The organism is Saccharomonospora marina XMU15, from assembly GCF_000244955.1.
Lineage (GTDB): Bacteria > Actinomycetota > Actinomycetes > Mycobacteriales > Pseudonocardiaceae > Saccharomonospora_A > Saccharomonospora_A marina.
In genome coordinates this window covers 856034-875398 of the sequence record NZ_CM001439.1, presented here as the reverse complement: position 1 = coordinate 875398, position 19365 = coordinate 856034, and the positions used below count along the sequence as shown (strand labels likewise).

Here is a 19365-nt window from a genome sequence, read left to right as displayed (position 1 = left end):
GTGATCCGAGCGCGACTCATCCGAACTTGAATGCTCGTTCATGATGAGAGTCGGCCACTCGGACCTCGGGGAATACCCACACTACTCAACGTCGGCAGTCTGGTTCCTATTCCCCCGCCTGGTAACCCGCGCCCGGCATCTCCCAGCCCGGCCCGGTCTCCCCGGCGACGAAGAAAAGATTACACACCGCTGATCGACCCCTGAACAGGGGGGTGCCCTAAGTCGATCACCGCAGGTCAGCCCCGCCGTCGCCTGCCGGGCTCCGCTCGACCTGCGTTAGGTGGACGCGTCGAGGCGGACCTTGGAGCCCTCGCGCTCCATCCGCTCATAGTTGTCGATCTTGTAATCGAGCAGTTCGAGGCTGGCCCGCAGCTGCGTGATGCGTTCGGCCAGTGCCACGCGCTGCTCCACGAGCATGGCCTTTCGCCTGCCTGCGCTCGCTGCCCCGAGCTTTCGCAGAGCCGCGTACTCGCGCATCCGCCTGATCGACATGCCGGTCCCTCGCAACTTCGTCAGCAACCGCAACCACACCAGATCCGCGTCGGAGTAGACCCGCCTGCCCGACGCGTCCCTGGCGGGCGGGTCGAGCAGCTTGATCCGCTCGTAGTACCGGAGGGTGTCGATCGACAACCCACTACGTCTGGCCGCTTCCGCTATCGGGTAGCCCATGAAGCCGACGCTACGACCTGGAGCACACTCCAGGTCAACCGCTGACGTAGCCGCTTTCAGGCTGTTCGGGCACCGGGTCCCGATATGGTGTCGAGGTGCCACGCCCGAGAACGCACGACGACGCGCTACGGCAACGGCTGCTGGACCGGGCAGGCGAGCTGCTCGCGGACGAGGGAGTCAAGGCACTGAGTCTGCGCAGGCTCGCCGGTGCCGTCGGTACGTCCACCACCGCGGTGTACTCACTGTTCGGCAACAAGCCCGGCCTCGTCAACGAACTCTACGTCGAGGGCTTCCGCCGGTTCGGGGCCCGGCTGCGGGCCGTGCCACCCACCAACGACGTCTTCGAGGACCTGGTTCGCATCGGCCTTGAGTATCGGTCTAGTGCGTTGGCCGACCGCAGGCTGTACCCGATCATGTTCACCAACGCGGTACCCGGCTTCGAACCGGACGCGGCCTGCGGTGAACTCGCCAGGCAGGCATTGCGACCGCTGTGGGACCGGGTACGCGCCGGCATCGCGGCGGGGGCCCTCGTGGACGCCGGTACCGACGTCATCGCCGTCGGCTACTGGGCCTGCGTGCACGGGCTGGTATCCCTCGAACTCAGCCACATGCTGCCTGGTGAGTTCGACATGTGCACCACCTACCGGCGCGCGCTCCGGGCACATGCGGAAGGCTGGCGCCGCTGAGGGACTCACACCGCTCCGTACTGCCGGTCCCCTGCGTCGCCGAGACCGGGCACGATGAACCCGGAGTCGTTGAGCCGCTCGTCGATGCTGCAGGTGACCACCCGTAGCGGCAGGTCGGCCTCCTCCAGCCGCTTGAGCCCCTCCGGAGCGGCCAGCGCGCACACCGCCGTCACGTCGGTGGCGCCACGCTCCATCAGTAGCCTGATCGTGTATTCCATGGAGCCGCCGGTGGCCAGCATCGGGTCGAGGACGAACACCGGTGACTGCGCCAGTGACTCCGGCAGCGACTCCATGTACGGCGTCGGCCGCAATGTCGCCTCGTCCCGCGCCAGCCCCACGAACCCCATCTGAGCCTCGGGGATGAGCTTGTGCGCCTGGTCGGCCATGCCCAGCCCCGCCCGCAACACCGGCACCAGCAACGGCGGCTTCGCCAGCCGGAAGCCGTCCGTGCGTGCCACGGGCGTGTGGATTCGCTCTGTCACCAGTGACGCGTCCCGCGTGGCCTCGTAGATCAACATGACGGTGAGCTCGTGCAGGGCGGCGCGGAACGCGGCGCTGTCGGTGCGGGCGTCACGCATGGTTGACAGCCTTGCCCTGGCCAGCGGGTGGTCGACGACGAGCACGTCCATAACAGACACCCTATCCGCCGCCGAAGCGATAGGGTGGCATCGTGACGGAACAGCCGCAGCGCCCCGATCCCAAACAACTGAGGGCCTCGGACGCCGACCGCGAACGTGTGGCACAACTACTGCACAACGCGATGAGCGAGGGCCGCATAACGATGGCCGAGCTGGAGGAACGGCTCGGCACGGTGTACGCGGCCAAGACACTGGGCGAGTTGGAGCCGGTACTTGTCGATCTGCCAGGCGCCTCGGTGTCACACGCGCAGGTCACGCAGCCACCCGCGGGCGAGAACCTGCCGGACAAGCGGATCGGCGGCACACCCGGCTCGACGTTCTCGATCGGCGTGCTTTCGGGAGCCACCAGGAAGGGCAACTGGGTGCTGCCCGCCCAGCACAACAGCTTCGCGTTCTGGGGCGGCGTGGAGATCGATCTGCGCAAGGCGAGGTTCGCCGAGAAACACTGCACCATCACGGCGGTCGCCGTGATGGGCGGCATCGACATCACCGTTCCCGACGACATCGTCGTCGACGTCACCGGCATCGGGTTCATGGGTGCCTTCGAAACCAAGGACAAACATGGCGCTGCGGACTCGGCCCCGGAAGGCGCACCGGTCGTCAAGATCAACGGACTCGCGCTGATGGGCGGGGTCGAGGTCAAGCGCGTTCCGCGCGACCGCGAGCAGCGCAACGGACAGACACAACTCGAATAGCAGCCACACTGGGGGTATTCACATGCGGCACGCCGTCCGCTTCGCGGCGACCGTCATCAGCTGCGCCGTCATCGCGACGGTCGCGCCAGGCATCCCTTCGGCCGCCGCGCCGCCGGGACAGGCCGACGTTCGGGCGGCCATGGACCAGGCCGTGGAAACCGGTACGCCCGGCGTCATCGCTGCCGTCGTGGACCACACCGGCCGCTGGAGCGCGGGCAGCGGCGTCGGTGACGTACACACGGGCCGAGAACCGCGGCAGCGGGGCCGCTTCCGGATAGCCAGCGTGTCGAAAACCTTCACGGCCACGCTCGTGCTCCAACTCGTCCAGGAAGGCAGGATCGGACTCGACGACCCGGTCGCAGGCCACCTTCCCGGGCTGCTGCCGTACCCGGAGCCGATCACGGTGCGGCAGTTGCTCCAACACACCAGCGGCCTGCCGAGGGACCTGCCGCCCGAACTCGGCTGGCAGTCGCTGCCCGAGGTCGACACCGAACGGTTCGTCAGCCTCACCCCCGAGCAAGTGGTGAGGTCCGCGACCGCGGACACGCCGCTGCGGTTCGAGCCGGGCACCAGTTGGGCCTACTCCAACATCGGGTACACGGTGCTCGCGATGCTGGTCGAGAAGATCACGAAGCAACCCATCGAAGTGGCGCTCGCCGACCGCATCCTGCGGCCACTTCGGCTTTTCGACACCGAACTGGTCCGCGACCAGCCGCTGCTCACCCGGGCGGCGGGCCACGGATACGAGCAGCTCTACCAGCCGCCCCGGGGACTCACCGACGTCACCGTCTACAACTACTCGCGCTATTTCGGCTCAGGGAGCATGGTCTCCACCACCACGGACGTGAACCGCTTCTTCCGAGCGCTGCTGCGGGGCAGGTTGCTGAGCGCGGACACGCTCGCGCAGATGAAGCAGACCGTGCCCGCACTGGACGGCAACGGCGAGTACGCCGGGTTCGACTACGGACTCGGCCTTGCCCGGCTGCCACTGCCGCCGTGCGGCGAGGGCACCTTCGTGTGGGGCCACGACGGTTCGCTTCCCGGTTTCGGCACCTACAGCCTGCACGACGAGTCGGCGAGCACCCAGATCACCACCGTGGGCACCCGCAATATCACCGCGCCGATCGACTCGCTGGTGGCGCGGTTCCAGGTCGCCGCCGCGGCGTTCTGCGAACTCGAAACCACGACGACGGCACGCACGACGCGACTCGCGACCACACTGCCCCGGTTGCTCGCGCTGGGCCCGATGAACGGCCGCTGACCACGGCTGTGCGGCTGCCCCGGCCGCAGGTCTGCGGCTACGCTCCCATGCCATGGCGACAGCTACCTTGCCCGCCGAATTCGCCGATGCGGTCCGCGACGAGCAGAGCCTGCGCCGGTTCCTGCACGGGCTGCCCGGCGTGGACCAGGTGGGGCTGGAACAGCGGGCGGCGAGCCTGGCAACCCGCAGCATCAAGAAGGCCGCGAAGCTGTGGGCCATCGACGCCGCCATCGCCATGATCGATCTGACCACCCTCGAGGGTGCCGACACCAGGGGCAAGGTGCGCGCCATGGCCGCCAAGGCGCGGCAACCGGACCCCGGCCATCCGGACACGCCCAAGGTGGCGGCGGTCTGCGTGTACCCGGACCTGGTCGAGACCGCGAGCCACGCACTGCGGAAAAGTGGCATCGAGGTGGCCAGTGTCGCCACGGCGTTTCCCTCCGGACGCTCCGGCCGGGACGTGAAGCTGGCCGAGGTGTCGCTCGCGGTGTCCTCCGGAGCGACCGAGGTGGACATGGTGATCGACCGGGGCGCCTTTCTCGAGGGCCGCTACGGCGCGGTGTTCGACGAGATCGTCGCTGTGAAGGCGGCGTGCGGCCAGGCCCGGCTGAAGGTCATCCTGGAAACCGGTGAGCTGGGCACCTACGACAATGTGCGAAGGGCGAGTTGGCTCGCGCTGCTCGCAGGCGGCGACTTCGTCAAGACCTCCACCGGCAAGATCTCCCCCGCCGCGACGCTGCCGGTGACGCACGTGCTGTTGCAGGCCGTTCGCGATTTTCGCGAGGCGACAGGACAGCGGCGCGGTGTGAAACCGGCGGGCGGTATCCGCACCACCAAGGACGCCATCCGTTACCTGGTGGCGGTTCGCGAGGTGGCGGGCGAGAGTTGGCTGGAGCCCGCGCTGTTCCGGTTGGGTGCGTCCAGCCTGCTCAACGATCTGCTGTTGCAGCGGCGAACGCAGCTGGAAGGCCACTACAGCAGTCCCGACCACCTCACACTGGACTGATCGATGAGCCAATGGGAATACGCGCCCGCGCCGGAGTCCGCGGAGATCGCCAACCTGAAGCAGCGCTACCGCCCGTTCATCGGCGGTGAGTTCGTAGCCGGTTCCGGCGAGCCGATGCAGACGGTCAACCCGGCGACCGGTGAGGTGCTGGCGGACGTCGACACCGCCTCGGAGTCGGATGTGGACAACGCGGTGCGGGCCGCGAGGCGCGCCTACGAGCACACCTGGAGCAAGCTGCCCGGCACCGAGCGGGCGAAGTACGTCTTCCGCATCGCCAGGCTCGTCCAGGAGCGGGCACGGGAACTGGCCGTGCTGGAGACACTGGACAACGGCAAGCCGATCAGCCAGTCGCGAGACGCCGACGTTCCCGGCGCGGCAGCGCACTTCTTCTACCACGCCGGCTGGGCCGACAAGCTCGACTACGCGGGACTCGGCCCCGACCCCCGGCCGCTCGGTGTGGCGGCCCAGGTGATCCCCTGGAACTTCCCGTTGCTGATGCTCGCGTGGAAGGTCGCGCCCGCACTGGCGACCGGAAACACGGTGGTGCTCAAGCCCGCCCCTACCACGCCGCTGACCGCGCTCGTCTTCGCCGAGATCTGCGCGCAGGCGGACCTGCCCGACGGTGTGGTCAACATCGTGCCGGGTGGCGATGGCGTCGGCGCCGCCGTTGTCGCTCATCCCGACGTCGACAAGGTGGCGTTCACGGGGTCGACCGAGGTGGGCAAACGAATCCAGCGGGAACTGGCGGGCACCGGCAAGCGGCTGACCCTCGAACTCGGCGGCAAGGCGGCCAACGTGGTGTTCGACGACGCCCCGCTGGACCAGGCCGTGGAAGGCATCGTCGACGGCATCTTCTACAACCAGGGGCACGTGTGCTGTGCCGGTTCCCGGTTGCTGGTCCAGGAGTCGGTAGCGCAGGAGTTGCTCGACCGGCTGCGCGCCAGGATCGGGGCGTTGCGACTGGGCGACCCGCTGGACAAGAACACCGACATCGGGGCGATCAACTCGGCGGAACAGCTGGCGAGGATCAACGAACTCGTCGCCACGGGTGAGGCCGAGGGCGCACAGCGGTGGTCGAGCCCGTGCCCGCTGCCGGATCAGGGGTTCTTCTTCCCACCGACCGTTTTCTCCGACGTGGAGCAGTCGATGCGGATCGCGAGGGAGGAGATCTTCGGCCCGGTGCTTTCCGTGCTGACCTTCCGTACCCCGGCCGAGGCCGTCGCGAAGGCGAACAACACCCGCTACGGGTTGTCGGCGGGTATCTGGACCGAGAAGGGCTCGCGCATCCTGTGGCTGGCGCAGCGGATGCGCGCGGGCGTGGTGTGGGCGAACACGTTCAACCGGTTCGACCCCGCCGCACCTTTCGGCGGCTACCGCGAGTCGGGATTCGGTCGTGAGGGTGGTCGGATCGGGCTGGAGGCTTACCTGCATGTCTGATCGAGTGAGCGTGGCCAAGACCTACAAGCTCTACATCGGTGGCGCGTTCCCCCGCTCCGAGTCCGGGCGTACCTACCCGGTCACCGACACGAAGGGGCGGTTCCTGGCCAACGCGTCGCATGCCTCTCGCAAGGATCTGCGCGATGCGGTGACGGCCGCGCGCGCGGCGTTTCCGGTGTGGTCCGGGGCCACCGCCTACAACCGGGGCCAGGTGCTGTACCGGGTTGCCGAGCTGCTCGAGGGTCGGCGCGAGCAGTTCGTCACCGAGGTTGCCGATGCCGAGGGGATATCGCCTCGCAAGGCGCAGGCTGTCGTGGACGCCACCGTGGACAGGTGGGTGTGGTACGCGGGGTGGACGGACAAGGTCGCGGCCGTGCTGGGCGCGGCCAACCCGGTGGCGGGCCCCTACTTCTCGTTCACCGTCCCGGAACCCACCGGAGTGGCCGGGGTGCTCGCGCCGCAGGACTCGTCGCTGCTGGGGCTGGTCAGCGTGCTCGCCCCGGTGCTGGCCACCGGATGCACCGCGGTGGTGGTGAGCAGTGCGCAACGCCCGCTGCCTGCTGTCACGTTGTCGGAGGTGCTGGCGACCTCTGACGTGCCTGGCGGCGTGGTGAACGTGCTGACCGGCAGAGCGGGTGAACTGGGCCCGTGGCTGGCCTCGCACGCGGACGTGAACGCTATCGATCCCACAGGTGCCGGGCCGATGGGCCGGGTCGAGATCGCTCGGGAGGCCGCCGCGACGGTGAAGCGTGTGCTGGCGGTCGCCGAAGACGAGCCGGACTGGACAGCACGTCCCGGTCTGACCCGGCTTCGGCACTACCTGGAAGCCAAGACGGTGTGGCACCCGATGGGCCCCTGAACGCAGAACTCGCGGGCGGGAACGCGGGACTCGCGGGCAGGAACGGGGGACTCGCGGGTCAGAGCTGGTTCACCTCCGTCACGACGATTACGGCGGCACCTGCCGCGTCGCTGGCTTTGAGGTCCACCTCGGCGCTGATGCCCCAGTCGTGGTTGCCTTCCGGATCGTCGAGGATCTGCCGGACCCGCCACACGTCCTGCTCGGGCTCGACAAGCAGCAGCGCAGGACCCCTGGCGTCGGGGCCGGTACCGATCTCGTCGTACTCGGCGTAGTAGTCCGCCAGCGCCCGCTCCCAGGCATCGGCGTCCCAGCCGGACCCCCCGTCCAGCTCGCCGAGGGCGGCGTAGGCCTCCCTCGCCGCGAGTTGGACCCGCCGAAACATCTCGTTGCGCACCAGCACGCGAAACGCGCGCTCGTTGCGGGTCACCGGCGGCGGACCGTCGGGCCGGCTGCCACCCTCCTGCTTCGAAAGTGGCGCCTCGTCGGGGTGGCGCAGCGCCTCCCACTCGTCCAGCAGGCTGGAGTCGACCTGCCGCACCAACTCCCCGAGCCATTCGATCAAATCCTGCAACGGCTCCGTCTTGGCGTCGTCGGGCACCGTGCGCCGCAGCGCGTCGTAGGTGCCGGCGAGGTAGCGCAGCAGCACGCCCTCCGAGCGTGCGAGGCCGTAGAAACCGATGTACTCCACGAAGTTCATGGCGCGCTCGTACATGTCGCGCACCACCGACTTCGGCGAAAGCTCGTAGTCGGCGACCCATGGGTGGCCCTGCCGGTAACGCGAGTATGCGGCGTGCAGCAGTTCCTCGAGCGGTTTGGGATACGTGATGTCCTCGAGCAACTCCATGCGCGCTTCGTACTCCACACCCTGCGCCTTGAGCTCGGCGATCGCCTCGTTCCGTGCCTTGAACTGCTGCTGGGACAGCACCTGCTTCGGGTCGTCCACAGTAGATTCGACGACGGAGACGACGTCGAGTGCGTAGGACGGTGACTCGGGGTCGAGCAGTTCGATGGCAGCCAGCGCGAACGGCGAAAGCGGTTGGTTGAGCGCGAAGTCGAACTGCAGGTCCACCGTGAGCCGGACGGTACGGCCCTGCTCGTCGGGCTCGTCGAGCCGCTCGACCACACCGGCGGCCAGCAGCGCGCGGTAGATCGCGATGGCGCGCAGGATGTGCCTGCGCTGGGCAGGCCGGTCCTCGTGGTTGTCCTCAAGCAGGTGTCGCATGTGGGCGAAGGCGTTTCCCGGCCGGGAGATCACGTTCAACAGCATCGAGTGGCTCACGGTGAAACTGGACTTCAGCGGCTCCGGCTCCGCCGCCACCAACCGCTCGAAGGTGCTCTCGGTCCAGTTGACGAAGCCTTCCGGAGCCTTCTTGCGCACGATCTTGCGCTTCTTCTTCGGGTCGTCGCCCGCCTTCTGCAACGCCTTGGCGTTCTCGATGACGTGGTCGGGAGCCTGCACCACCACGTAGCCGTCGGTGTCGTAGCCCGCACGGCCCGCCCTGCCCGCGATCTGGTGGAACTCGCGCGCCTTGAGGTGGCGCTGGCGGGTTCCGTCGAACTTCGTGAGAGCCGACAGCACGACTGTGCGGATGGGCACGTTGATGCCGACGCCGAGAGTGTCGGTGCCGCAGATCAGCTTGAGCAGCCCGGCCTGGGCGAGCTGCTCCACCAGCCTGCGGTACTTCGGCAACATCCCCGCGTGGTGCACGCCGATGCCGTGGCGCACCAGCCGCGACAGGGTCTTGCCGAACCCCGCCGAGAACCGGAAGTCGCCGATCGCCTCGGCGATGGCGTCCTTCTCCGCGCGGCTGGCGACGTTGATGCTCATCAGCGCCTGTGCCCGCTCCACCGCGGCGGCCTGCGAGAAGTGCACCACGTAGACCGGTGCCTGCCCGCCGTGCAGCAGTTCGGAGACGGTCTCGTGCATCGGGGTGAGCGCGTAGCGGAACGTCAGCGGCACCGGACGCTGCGCGGAGGTGACCACGGCCGTGGACCTGCCGGTTCGTTGGGTCAGATCCTTCTCGAAGAAGGAGACATCGCCCAGCGTGGCCGACATGAGCACGAACTGTGCTCTCGGCAGCTCCAGCAGCGGCACCTGCCAGGCCCAGCCCCGGTCCGGTTCGGAGTAGAAGTGGAACTCGTCGGCGACGACTTGGCCCACGTCCGCGTCAGCGCCGAACCGCAGTGCGATGTTCGCCAGGATCTCGGCGGTGCAGCAGATGATCGGGGCGTCGGCGTTCACGCTGGAGTCCCCGGTCATCATGCCGACGTTGTCGGCGCCGAAGACCTCGACGAGGGAGAAGAACTTCTCCGAGACCAGCGCCTTGATCGGCGCGGTGTAGAAGCTGCGCTTGCCGTGCGCCAGCGCCGCGAAATGCGCGCCGACGGCCACGAGGCTCTTTCCCGAACCGGTCGGGGTGGACAGAATGACGTTGGCGCCGGAGACGACTTCGATCAGCGCCTCTTCCTGCGCCGGGTAGAGTTCGAAGCCACGCTCGACGGTCCAGGTGGAGAATGCTTCGAAGAGCGTGTCCGGGTCGGGGTCGCGTGGTAGGCGATCAGTCAAGGAGTCAGTCATCGTGGCCTAGATCGTGTCATCCCGGCGCCGGGAAGTGAGGGGTGATCGCGGTGCGGGACCGGAACCCGTAGGCTTCGCCTATCGCGTCCGGTTCCAGCTCCAACATCAGACCGGCACGTGCACAGGTGTTCCGGAGGGCGGAATGGCACAGGATATCATCCCGATCGAACTCGGGCTGCCACAAGGCGACCTGGTGACCCTGTGGGCGCCACGATGGCGGGAGGACGGCGAGGAGTGGGAGGCCTTCCTCGGCGACGAGGACGATCTCTACGCCTTCCCCGACGCCGCGCACCTCGCGGCGTACGTCCGCACCGCGGAGCAGCACGATCTGATCGACCACCCCGCGTGGGAGGCGGTTCCCGCACTGAACGTGCCGGAGCTGATTCCCGACGACGACCACTCCTACGACCTGGTCGGCGTGCCTGAGCTGGTGGCCGAGACCCCGGACTCGTGGACGCTGTCCGAGCTGGCCGAGATCGTGGGCATCGTCCGGTCGCTGGCCGACGTGTGCGAGCTGGACGAGGTCCACGAGGTGCTGGACGGCTGCGAGGCGTTCTCGCTGCTGGACCAGGGTCAGCTTCCGTTCACCGGCCGCGAGGGCGGGCGGCTGTGGACCGAGTTGTCCAAGACGGTCTCCGAGAAGTGGGACGTCGTGCTGGACACCATCGACGAGCTGGTGACGGTTCCGGACGTGGACGCGGCGACGCTGGAGGAAACCACGGAGGAACTCGCCGCCTTCCACGAGGAGTCCGCGGAGGCAGAGGCCGGGGTCGACTCAGAGGACGACGACCTCGACACGGTGGATGCCGAGTCCGACGGCGAGGACGACGAGGAGGACGAGGAGGAGGACGAGGAGGAGGCCGACGAGCCTGCCGGGCTGTGGGCCGAGGTGGGCATCGACCCCATCAAGATCGTCACCTCGACCGGGGAGTACTACACGCTGCGCTGCTACCTCGACGACGAGCCGATCTTCCTCGGCACGAACGGCAGGATCGAGGTCTTCGGCTCGGAGAAGGCGCTCGCCCGCGCGCTCGCCGACGCCGGTCAGCTCTCCGACACCGACCTCGCCGAGGTGTCCACTTGGGACGAGGTAGTGACCAGCGCGACCGCGGGCGAGCTCGAGGTGGAGGTCGATCCCGACAACACCTACGTGCTCGCGGGTCTCGACGCCGACATCGCGGAAGGCCTGCGGGCGATCGACCCTACCCAGCTCGAGCTGGCCGTGGAGTTGCTGCGTGACGCGGCTGACTGGGCCGGTGACGACAGCGTGGCGGAGGCACTCTCGCACTCGGAGAGTCTCGGCTGGCTGGTGTCCTTCGTGCTGCGGCCGGACCCGACCCGGCTCGCTCCGAGCCCTCCGTTCGACGCCGAGCAGAAGGCCTGGCGTTCGCTGGTGGAATCCTTCGAGGGCAGGCTGCACGTCAACTGACCGGGGCCTGCCGCTTCACGGCTAGAGCAACGGCTTGCTGACCAGGTCCGAATACCAGGGTTTGATCACATTGTTGATGATGTCGAGCCGCTGGTCGAAGTCGATGAACGCCGACTTCATCGCGTTGATGGTGAACCACTGCACGTCCGCCCAGCCGTAGCCGAACGTGTCCACCAGCGCGGCGAACTCCGAGGACAGCGTGCAGCCGCTCATCAGCCGGTTGTCGGTGTTGACCGTGACGCGGAACCGCAACTTGGCGAGCAGCCCTATCGGATGCTCGGCGATCGACGCGGCGGCGCCCGTCTGCACGTTGGAGGAGGGGCAGATCTCCAGCGGGATACGCCGGTCACGCACGTAGGCGGCGAGCCTGCCCAGTTCGGTGGCGCCGTCGGGCGAGGCCTTGATGTCGTCCACGATGCGGACTCCGTGCCCGAGCCGCTCCGCCCCGCAGTGCTGGATCGCCTCCCAGATGGAGGCCAGCCCGAACGCCTCGCCCGCGTGAATGGTGAAGTGCGCGTTGTTGACCCTGATGTATTCGAATGCGTCCAGGTTCCTGGTCGGCGGGAAGCCTGCTTCCGGCCCCGCGATGTCGAACCCGACAACGCCCGCATCGCGGTAGCGAACCGCCAACTCGGCGATCTCCAGCGCCCTCGCGTGCTGGCGCATCGCACACAGCAACGAACCGACGTGGATGCGGTGCCCCCGCCGCTCCACACGGCGTTTGCCCTCGGCGATACCCGAGAGCACCGCCTCGATCACGGCCTCGAGCTTGAGTCCGCGCTCGACGAACAGTTCGGGCGCGTATCTCACCTCGGCGTAGACGACGCCGTCGGCGGCAAGGTCTTCCACACATTCGGCGGCCACCCGCGCAAGCGCGTCCTCGGTCTGCATGACCCCGCAGGTGTGGGCGAAGGTCTCCAGGTACGACTCCAGCGAGCCGGAGTCGGCTGCCTGCTGAAACCACCGGCTCAGTTCGGCGACATCGGTGGTGGGCAGGCCGCGGTAGCCGGTGGACTCGGCCAACTCCACCACCGTTCGTGGCCGCAGTCCGCCGTCGAGATGGTCGTGCAGTAGCACCTTCGGTGCGCTGCGCAGGGCTTGCAGCGTCGGAACGGTTCTCGTCGACATGGCTCGACGGTACCCAGGATTGCCCTCATTCGATCGATCCACCGCCGTCACTCGAAGGGGACGGAAGTCTCGACCTCCACTCAACCCTCCGCAGAGAGATCGTCTCGTTATTAGCTCGCCGGAGTTGCACGTCAATGGCAATTAGCCGGGGGCGATACCCTCCGCAGTGGTTCGATCGCTAGGCTGCCCACTACGTCCAGGTCTTTCCCCCGTCGAAGAAGGACAACCGCAGTGACGACTGAAAACCACCTCGCAGCCCCGTCCTTCGACCGCATGCGCAACATGCTCGTGCGCGCGGCCGAGGTCCGAGAGAGCGAACAGCAGCAGATCTTCGACGCGCTCGACGACATCTACGCCCGGCTGGCGCCGGTGGACTCGCTCGGCGCGGTGCGCAAGCGGCTGTCCGAACTGCCCGACCGCACCGAGGTCAGCGTCCTCGCCGAACGCCTTGACGAGGCCATGTCCAGGCTGGAGGCGCAGGACAACGCGCTGGCCGACCTGGCGAGGGCGGTCGAGTCGATCGTCGACAAGCTGGCCAAGCCCTTCGCCCAGCTCGACGGGCGGTTGGACGGGGTCGCGGCCAGGTTCGAGGGCGTAGCGGGCCGGATGGACGGGCTCGAGGACAAGCTGGAGAACATCCACCGCAGGCTCGACGAACTCGGCGGGCACCTCGACAAGCAGGACGACAAGATCGACGGGTTGCCGCTGGCGGTGCACGGGCCCGTACGCGAGCGCATCGACCTGCTGGAGTCCAACGTCAAGGAGCGCGTCGAGCGGCTCGACACCGACAACAAGGAGCGCATCGGCGCCACCACCGAGTCGCTGCGTAACGCCCTCACCGAGACCGCCGAGATGGTGGATTCCTCGCAGCGGCTTGACACGCTCGGCGACCGGCTGGAGAAGGTCACCGCTCGCCTCGACGAGCTGGCAGGCAGGCTGGACAAGGTCGAGGAGGGCTTCGTCGCCCAGCTCGGCGACCTCGACGGCTCGCTGAAGTCCGGCCTTTCCAAGGTCGAGACCACGCTTTCCAAGCAGCCGGACAACGACTACTTCAGCTCCGTGGTTCGCAGGAGCAACGAGGAGTCCGAGCGCCGCATCGGCGGGCAGTTGGACGAGGCGATGGCGACGTTCGCGGAGCTGATGCTCGGCGGCGGTCCAGCGGCGCAGCCGGTGGCGGTGGCCGCACCGGCGCCGAGGCAGCCTCGCCGCCGCAACGGCCGCCAGCAGAAGGGCTCCGAGACCAAGGCCAAGGCAGGCACCTCGGGCGAGAGCGGCGAGTCCGAGGAGTGAGCGGTGGCCGGAAGGGTCGCGACCCTTCCGGCCTCACGACCGGATCGTTTCGAGCACGATGCCGTCCCTTCCTGCGGCGGTCGCGCTGCCGTCGGGTGTGCCGGTCGCCGTCACCAGGTACGCCCCGTTCAGCGCGCCCAGCGCGGCGGGTACCGCTTCCGGGGTGTCGGTGTGCAGCTCGAACAACGGCTCTCCGGCTTCGACGAAGTCACCGGGTTTGGCCAGGCAGCGGATGCCCGCGCCGGGCTGCACCGGATCTTCCTTGCGGGCACGGCCCGCGCCGAGCCGCCATGCGGCCACTCCTACCGAGTAGGCGTCCAGCCCGGTGAGCAGCCCGGTTTCCGGCGCGGTCACCACGTGGCTGTGGGCGGGTGCGGGCAACGGCGCCTCGGGATCCCCGCCCTGCGCCCGAATCATGCGGCACCAGGTCTCGTAGGCCTGGCCCGAAGCCAGCACCGGTGCCGGGTCGACGCCGGACAGCCCGGCCGCTGCCAGCATCTCCCTCGCGAGCGCGAGCGTCAGTTCCACCACGTCGGGTGGGCCACCACCGCGCAGCACGGCGACGGCTTCGGCGACCTCGACCGCGTTGCCGACCGCGGAGCCGAGCGGCACGTTCATGTCGGTGATCACAGCCGTGGTGGACACCCCGTGCGCCGTACCGATGTCGACGAGCGCCCGCGCCAGTTCCCGTGCCCGTTCGCGGGTTTTCATGAACGCGCCCGAGCCCGCCTTGACGTCGAGCACGAGCGCCCGTGACCCCTCGGCGATCTTCTTGCTCATGATCGAGCTGGCGATCAGCGGAACGGACTCCACGGTGGCGGTGACGTCCCGAAGGGCGTAGAGCAGCCGATCGGCGGGCGCCAGTGTGGGCGTGGCCGCGCAGACCACCGCCCCCACCTCGTCCAGCTGCCTGCCGATCTCGGCCGCCGACAGTTCGGCACGCCAGCCGGGGATTGCCTCCAGCTTGTCGAGCGTCCCTCCGGTGTGCCCGAGCCCTCGGCCCGACAGTTGCGGCACGGCCGCGCCGCAGGTCGCCACCAAGGGAGCCAGTACCAGGGTGATCTTGTCGCCGACGCCGCCGGTTGAGTGCTTGTCGACCGTCGGGCGCGCGGTCCGCAGCGACAACCGCTCACCGGAGTCGATCATGGCGCCGGTCCAGCGGGCGGTCTCGCCCCGGTCCATACCGCGCAGGAAGATCGCCATCGCGAGCGCGGCCATCTGCTCCTCGGCGACCACACCGCGGGTGTAGGCATCCACCACCCAGTCGATCTGCTCGCCGGTCAGCCTGCCGCCGTCCCGCTTGGTGCGGATGACGTCGACCGCCGCGAACGGCTCCCCGGTCACGACGGAAGGTCCGCGGGGCCGAAGGCTTCGGGCAGCACCTCACTCATCGCTCGTGCGCCGAGCGGGGTGTCGACAAGGCACGTGTTGCCGCCCAACTCGAAAACGAGCTGGCGGCAACGTCCGCACGGCATCAGCAGCTCTCCCGTCGCCGCGCGGCAGGCCAGCGCCACCAGCCTGCCCCCACCGGTGAGCCGCGACTGCCCCACCAGGGTCGCCTCCGCACACAACGAGAGCCCGTAGGAGGCGTTCTCGACGTTGCAGCCGGTGACCACCCCGCCGTCGGCCAGCAACGCGGCCGCGCCGACACGCAAACCCGAGTACGGCGCGTAGGCGCGGTCGGCTACCCGCACCGCCTCCGCACGCAGCCGCTCCCAGTCCACGTCCTCCTGCACCATCTAGCCACCCTCCCCGCGCCGGTACCTCGCCCCGATGGCTTTCGGCGGCCGCAGCCGCTGAGCCGCCACAGCCAGCACGATGATCGTCACGAAGTGCGGCGTGTACGGGATCAGGTCCCTCGGCAGTTCGTCGTTGGCCCAGTACACGTAGTAAAGGGCACCGGCCCCCGCGAGCGCCAGCCCCGCACCGCCCCAGCGGCGCTGCAGCAGCAGCACGAACACGAGAACCACCAGCAGCAGCACCACGCCGTAGCACAGAGCGAGCACGGCCTGACCTCCCCCGGACAGCTGCAAGCCGTCCGAGTAGCCGAACAGCGCAGCGCCACCGAGCAGCCCTCCCGGCCGCCAGTTGCCGAAGATCATGGCAGCCAGACCGATGAAGCCGCGCCCGTTCGTCTGGTTCTCCAGGTAGTCGGCACCTCCCGGAATCAGCACCAGCGAGGCCCCACCCATCCCCGCGAACGCGCCGGAGACCACCAGCGCCACGTACTTGTGCAGGTAGACGTCGACCCCGAGGGACTCGGCGGCCACCGGATTCTCGCCGCACGAACGCAGCCGCAACCCGAACCTGGTCCGCCACAGCACGAAGTAACTCAGCGGCACGAACAACACCGCCAGCAGCGCCAGCGGCGTCACGTCCGTGACAAGCCCACGCAGCAGCCCCGCCACGTCGGAGATACCGACGCGTTGGGCCTCCTCCAGTCCGGCGAGCCAGTCGGACAGCACCGTGGCCGAGTAGGTGTCGAACTTCGGCACCGGCGGTGACTGCCTCGGATTACCCGAGATCGGCTCGAAAAGCAGGTTCGCGAGGTACTTCGCGACACCGAGCCCGAGCAGGTTGATCGCCACACCGGAAACGATGTGGTTGACGTTGAAGCTCACCGTCGCCACAGCGTGCAGCAGCCCGCCGAGGGCACCGAAGGCGACCGCGGCGAGCAGCCCGGCCCACACACCACCGTGGTAGGCACCCCACGCGGCGCCGAACGTGCCCAGGATCATCATGCCCTCGAGCCCGATGTTGATGACCCCGGAGCGCTCCGCCCACAGCCCGCCGAGCGCGGCGAGCAGGATAGGCAGCGCGAGCCGCAGCGCGGTCTGCGCCGTGCTGCTGGAGGTCAGCGTGCTCATTCCGGTCAGGTACGAGGTGGTGGACAGCACCGCGATCGCGACGGCGGCCCACAGCGCGCCCCTGGCCCATCCCGGCAACCGGCGAGTGGCAGGTGATTCCGAACCCGGCTCGGGGGTTCGCCGGTCCAGTGTCGTGGTCATACCGCGCCCCCTTCGCTCACCGGGGCAGGCGTGCCGCCTCGGCCTGCCTGGCCGACCCTGCGTTGCTGCGCCGCGAGGTCGGCGCGTTTGACGATCTCGTAGGCGACCACGACGGAAAGCACGATGGTGCCCTGCATGATGGTGGCGATCTCCCTGGGCACCTGGATGCTCTCCAGCGACACCGCCGACTTGTCGAGGAACGCCCACAGCAAGGCGCCGATGGCGATGCCAACGGGGTGGTTGCGGCCGAGCAACGCGACGGCTATGCCGGTGAAACCGTAGCCCTGGGTCGCGGTGATCGCGTACACGTGATCGCGGCCGAGTAGCTCCGGCATCGCGATCAGCCCGGCGACGCCGCCGGAGAGCAGCATCGCGATCACCGTCATCCGCCTGGCGTTCACACCGCCCGCCGCGGCGGCCGTGGGTGACTCGCCGCTGGCGCGCAACTCGAAGCCGAACCTGGTGCGGGTGAGCATGAACCAGTACCCCGTCCCCAGTGCGGCGGCCAGGATCACCGTGCCGAACACGGTGCCCGCCGCACCGAGCGGTATCCCCGGTATCCAGCCACTGGGGTCGATCTCCTCGGTGCTGACGTTGTTGCCGTGCAGCACCCCGAACTGATCCGGGCTCACCAGGAAGGCCACGATCCCGTAGACGATCGAGTTGAGCATGATCGTCGTGATCACCTCGTGCACGCCGCGGGTGACCTTCAGTACCGCGGGCAGCAACGCGTACAGCGCGCCGGAGGCCACCGCGATCACCAGGATCGCCAGCGCGTGCAGCACCGGCGGCAGGTGAAGTGCGGCACCGGTCACCGCCGCGACCACGGCCGCGAACCGGTACTGGCCCTCGACGCCGATGTTGAACAGGTTCATCTGGAACCCGATCGCCACAGCCAGCCCGGCGAGGTAGTACACGGTCGCGAGGTTGACGGTGTCCACGGCCGTGGTGTCTCGCAGCAGTTGCGATCCCATGGTCGCGAACGCCAGCAACGGGTCGGCCCCCGACACCAGTAACGCCGCCGACGACAGCACCACGGCGAAGCCCACGGCCAGCGCGGGCGGCAGCAGCGCGATGCGCCAGGAACTCACGCTTCCTCCTCCGCCGTGGCGCCCGTCATCGCCGAACCCAGCTCGCTCGGGGTGACCGTCGCGGGGTCGGCGGTTTCGACAAGCCTGCCGCGCAACATGACGCGGATGGTGTCGGAAAGGCCGATCAACTCGTCGAGGTCGGCCGACACCAGCAGCACGGCCAGCCCTTCCCGGCGCGCCTTCCTGAGCTGCTCCCAGATCAGTGCCTGCGCCCCGACGTCCACCCCTCGGGTGGGGTGGGAGGCGATGAGCAGGACCGGATCGTTCGACAGTTCCCTGCCGACCACGAGCTTTTGTTGGTTGCCCCCCGACAGCGCCGCCGCGGCGACCTCCACGCTCGGGGTCCGCACGTCGTAGCGCCGCACGATGGCCTCGGTGTCCGCGCGAGCGGCCGCCGGGTCGAGCAACTGACCACGGCTGACGGGCCTTCGACTCTGGTAGCCGAGGATCCTGTTGCGCCACAACGACTGGCTGAGCAACAACCCGTGCCGGGTGCGGTCCTCTGCGATGAAGCCGATGCCGGCCTCCCGCCTCGCGAGCGTGCCGCAACCGGTGAGGTCCTTGGCTTCACCGGCGCGGTCCAGCAGTTCCACGTTGCCCGCGCTGGCCCGCCGCAACCCCATGATGGTCTCGACCAGTTCGGTCTGCCCGTTGCCTTCGACGCCCGCCACGCCGAGCACCTCCCCCGCGTGCACGGTCAACGAGATGTCGTCGAGCACGGCGCGCCGCGACCCTTCCTCCGTCAGCCGCAGCCCGCTCACCCGCAGCACCGGCCGCTCGGTCACGGCGGATTCGCGGGTATGCGGACTCGGCAACTGCGAACCCACCATCATCTCGGCCAGTTCGCGGGAGGTCACGGTGCCTGGCGCGACCGTTCCCACTGTGGTGCCGGCCCGGATCACCGTGACCCTGTCGGCGATGGCGCGGACCTCGTCGAGCTTGTGGGAGATGAAGAGGAACGTGTAGCCCCGCGCGCGCATGTCGCGGACGGTGTGAAACAGCGCGTCCACCTCCTGCGGCACGAGCACGGCGGTGGGCTCGTCGAGGATGATGATGCGCGCACCCCGGTAGAGCACCTTGACGATCTCCACGCGCTGCCGGTCGGCGACACCGAGCCGCTCCACGAGCGTGTCCGGCGCCACGCGCAGCCCGGTTTGCTCGGCGAGCGTGTCGAGTCGGGCGGTGGCCGCCCTGCCGATGCCGTACAGCCCCTCGGCTCCCAGCAGCACGTTCTCGCGCACGGTGAGGTTGTCGGCGAGCATGAAGTGCTGGTGCACCATGCCGATGCCCGCCTTGATCGCGTCCTGCGGGTTGCGCAGCCGCACGGGCCTGCCCTCCACCGCGATGGTGCCCTCGTCGGGCTGCTGCATGCCGTAGAGGATCTTCATCAGCGTGGACTTGCCCGCGCCGTTCTCCCCGCAGACGGCGTGTACCTCGGCTGCGCGCACGGTCAGGGTCACGTCGGAATTGGCGACGACACCTGGGAATCGCTTGGTTATCCCCGTGAGTTCGACCGCCGGTTCGGCTTCGGTCATGTTGTGTGAGGTCCCCCGTCACGATGGCGGAGGGGGCCCGTGGTCGAGCGTTACG

The 19365-nt window shown here is 68.7% G+C and carries 17 protein-coding genes; 8 read left to right on the top strand and 9 right to left on the bottom strand.

Features of this window, described 5'->3' with window-relative positions:
• Positions 1-276 precede the first annotated feature (276 nt).
• Positions 277-669, bottom strand: coding sequence for a MerR family transcriptional regulator (locus tag SACMADRAFT_RS04145; protein ID WP_009152530.1), 393 nt, complete (start codon positions 667-669; stop codon positions 277-279).
• A gap of 95 nt (positions 670-764) precedes the next feature.
• Here SACMADRAFT_RS04145 and SACMADRAFT_RS04140 point away from each other — a divergent pair, with 95 nt between their 5' ends.
• The gene (locus SACMADRAFT_RS04140) at positions 765-1355 is read left to right on the top strand and encodes a TetR/AcrR family transcriptional regulator (protein WP_009152529.1); all 591 of its coding nucleotides are present in this window, start codon (positions 765-767) and stop codon (positions 1353-1355) included.
• Between the two features lie 5 nt (positions 1356-1360).
• Here the strand turns inward: SACMADRAFT_RS04140 and upp are convergent, their stop codons facing one another.
• Positions 1361-1984, bottom strand: a complete 624-nt coding sequence (gene upp, locus SACMADRAFT_RS04135) for a uracil phosphoribosyltransferase (RefSeq protein WP_009152528.1) — start codon at positions 1982-1984, stop codon at positions 1361-1363.
• Positions 1985-2025: 41 nt separating this feature from the next.
• Between upp and SACMADRAFT_RS04130 the strand changes: the two genes are divergently transcribed.
• Genes SACMADRAFT_RS04130 through SACMADRAFT_RS04110 form a run of 5 tightly spaced genes read left to right on the top strand, consistent with a single transcriptional unit; the run spans position 2026 to position 7251 of the window.
• On the top strand, positions 2026-2688 hold the full coding sequence (locus SACMADRAFT_RS04130) for a DUF1707 SHOCT-like domain-containing protein (protein WP_009152527.1): 663 nt from the start codon (positions 2026-2028) through the stop codon (positions 2686-2688).
• Between the two features lie 22 nt (positions 2689-2710).
• Positions 2711-3949 (top strand): serine hydrolase domain-containing protein, encoded by a 1239-nt coding sequence (locus SACMADRAFT_RS04125; RefSeq protein WP_009152526.1) that lies wholly within the window; start codon positions 2711-2713, stop codon positions 3947-3949.
• Positions 3950-4001: 52 nt separating this feature from the next.
• The gene (gene deoC, locus SACMADRAFT_RS04120; protein ID WP_009152525.1) at positions 4002-4955 is read left to right on the top strand and encodes a deoxyribose-phosphate aldolase; all 954 of its coding nucleotides are present in this window, start codon (positions 4002-4004) and stop codon (positions 4953-4955) included.
• Between the two features lie 3 nt (positions 4956-4958).
• The gene (locus tag SACMADRAFT_RS04115) at positions 4959-6392 is read left to right on the top strand and encodes an aldehyde dehydrogenase family protein (protein WP_009152524.1); all 1434 of its coding nucleotides are present in this window, start codon (positions 4959-4961) and stop codon (positions 6390-6392) included.
• On the top strand, positions 6385-7251 hold the full coding sequence (locus SACMADRAFT_RS04110; RefSeq protein WP_009152523.1) for an aldehyde dehydrogenase family protein: 867 nt from the start codon (positions 6385-6387) through the stop codon (positions 7249-7251). Before SACMADRAFT_RS04115 ends, SACMADRAFT_RS04110 begins: the two co-directional genes overlap by 8 nt.
• A 58-nt stretch (positions 7252-7309) precedes the next feature.
• On the opposite strand, the gene SACMADRAFT_RS04105 is transcribed toward SACMADRAFT_RS04110, so the two are convergent.
• Positions 7310-9829, bottom strand: coding sequence for a DEAD/DEAH box helicase (locus SACMADRAFT_RS04105; RefSeq protein WP_009152522.1), 2520 nt, complete (start codon positions 9827-9829; stop codon positions 7310-7312).
• Positions 9830-9971: 142 nt separating this feature from the next.
• Here SACMADRAFT_RS04105 and SACMADRAFT_RS04100 point away from each other — a divergent pair, with 142 nt between their 5' ends.
• Positions 9972-11258 (top strand): hypothetical protein, encoded by a 1287-nt coding sequence (locus tag SACMADRAFT_RS04100; protein WP_009152521.1) that lies wholly within the window; start codon positions 9972-9974, stop codon positions 11256-11258.
• 21 nt (positions 11259-11279) lie between these two features.
• Here SACMADRAFT_RS04100 and SACMADRAFT_RS04095 read toward each other — a convergent pair whose 3' ends face one another.
• Positions 11280-12386: an adenosine deaminase gene (locus SACMADRAFT_RS04095; protein WP_009152520.1), complete on the bottom strand. Its 1107-nt coding sequence runs from the start codon at positions 12384-12386 to the stop codon at positions 11280-11282.
• 231 nt (positions 12387-12617) lie between these two features.
• Between SACMADRAFT_RS04095 and SACMADRAFT_RS04090 the strand changes: the two genes are divergently transcribed.
• On the top strand, positions 12618-13676 hold the full coding sequence (locus SACMADRAFT_RS04090) for a coiled-coil domain-containing protein (RefSeq protein WP_009152519.1): 1059 nt from the start codon (positions 12618-12620) through the stop codon (positions 13674-13676).
• A 33-nt stretch (positions 13677-13709) separates the two neighbouring features.
• On the opposite strand, the gene SACMADRAFT_RS04085 is transcribed toward SACMADRAFT_RS04090, so the two are convergent.
• The 5 genes from SACMADRAFT_RS04085 to SACMADRAFT_RS04065 are packed head-to-tail and all read right to left on the bottom strand — an operon-like array spanning position 13710 to position 19310.
• Entirely contained in the window at positions 13710-15020 is a 1311-nt protein-coding gene (locus SACMADRAFT_RS04085) for a thymidine phosphorylase (protein WP_009152518.1), read from the bottom strand.
• Entirely contained in the window at positions 15017-15415 is a 399-nt protein-coding gene (locus SACMADRAFT_RS04080) for a cytidine deaminase (protein WP_009152517.1), read from the bottom strand. The genes SACMADRAFT_RS04085 and SACMADRAFT_RS04080 overlap by 4 nt, the downstream gene beginning before the upstream one ends.
• Positions 15416-16684: an ABC transporter permease gene (locus SACMADRAFT_RS04075; RefSeq protein WP_009152516.1), complete on the bottom strand. Its 1269-nt coding sequence runs from the start codon at positions 16682-16684 to the stop codon at positions 15416-15418.
• Positions 16681-17775, bottom strand: a complete 1095-nt coding sequence (locus SACMADRAFT_RS04070; RefSeq protein WP_009152515.1) for an ABC transporter permease — start codon at positions 17773-17775, stop codon at positions 16681-16683. The genes SACMADRAFT_RS04075 and SACMADRAFT_RS04070 overlap by 4 nt, the downstream gene beginning before the upstream one ends.
• On the bottom strand, positions 17772-19310 hold the full coding sequence (locus SACMADRAFT_RS04065) for an ABC transporter ATP-binding protein (RefSeq protein WP_009152514.1): 1539 nt from the start codon (positions 19308-19310) through the stop codon (positions 17772-17774). The genes SACMADRAFT_RS04070 and SACMADRAFT_RS04065 overlap by 4 nt, the downstream gene beginning before the upstream one ends.
• Positions 19311-19365: the final 55 nt, after the last annotated feature.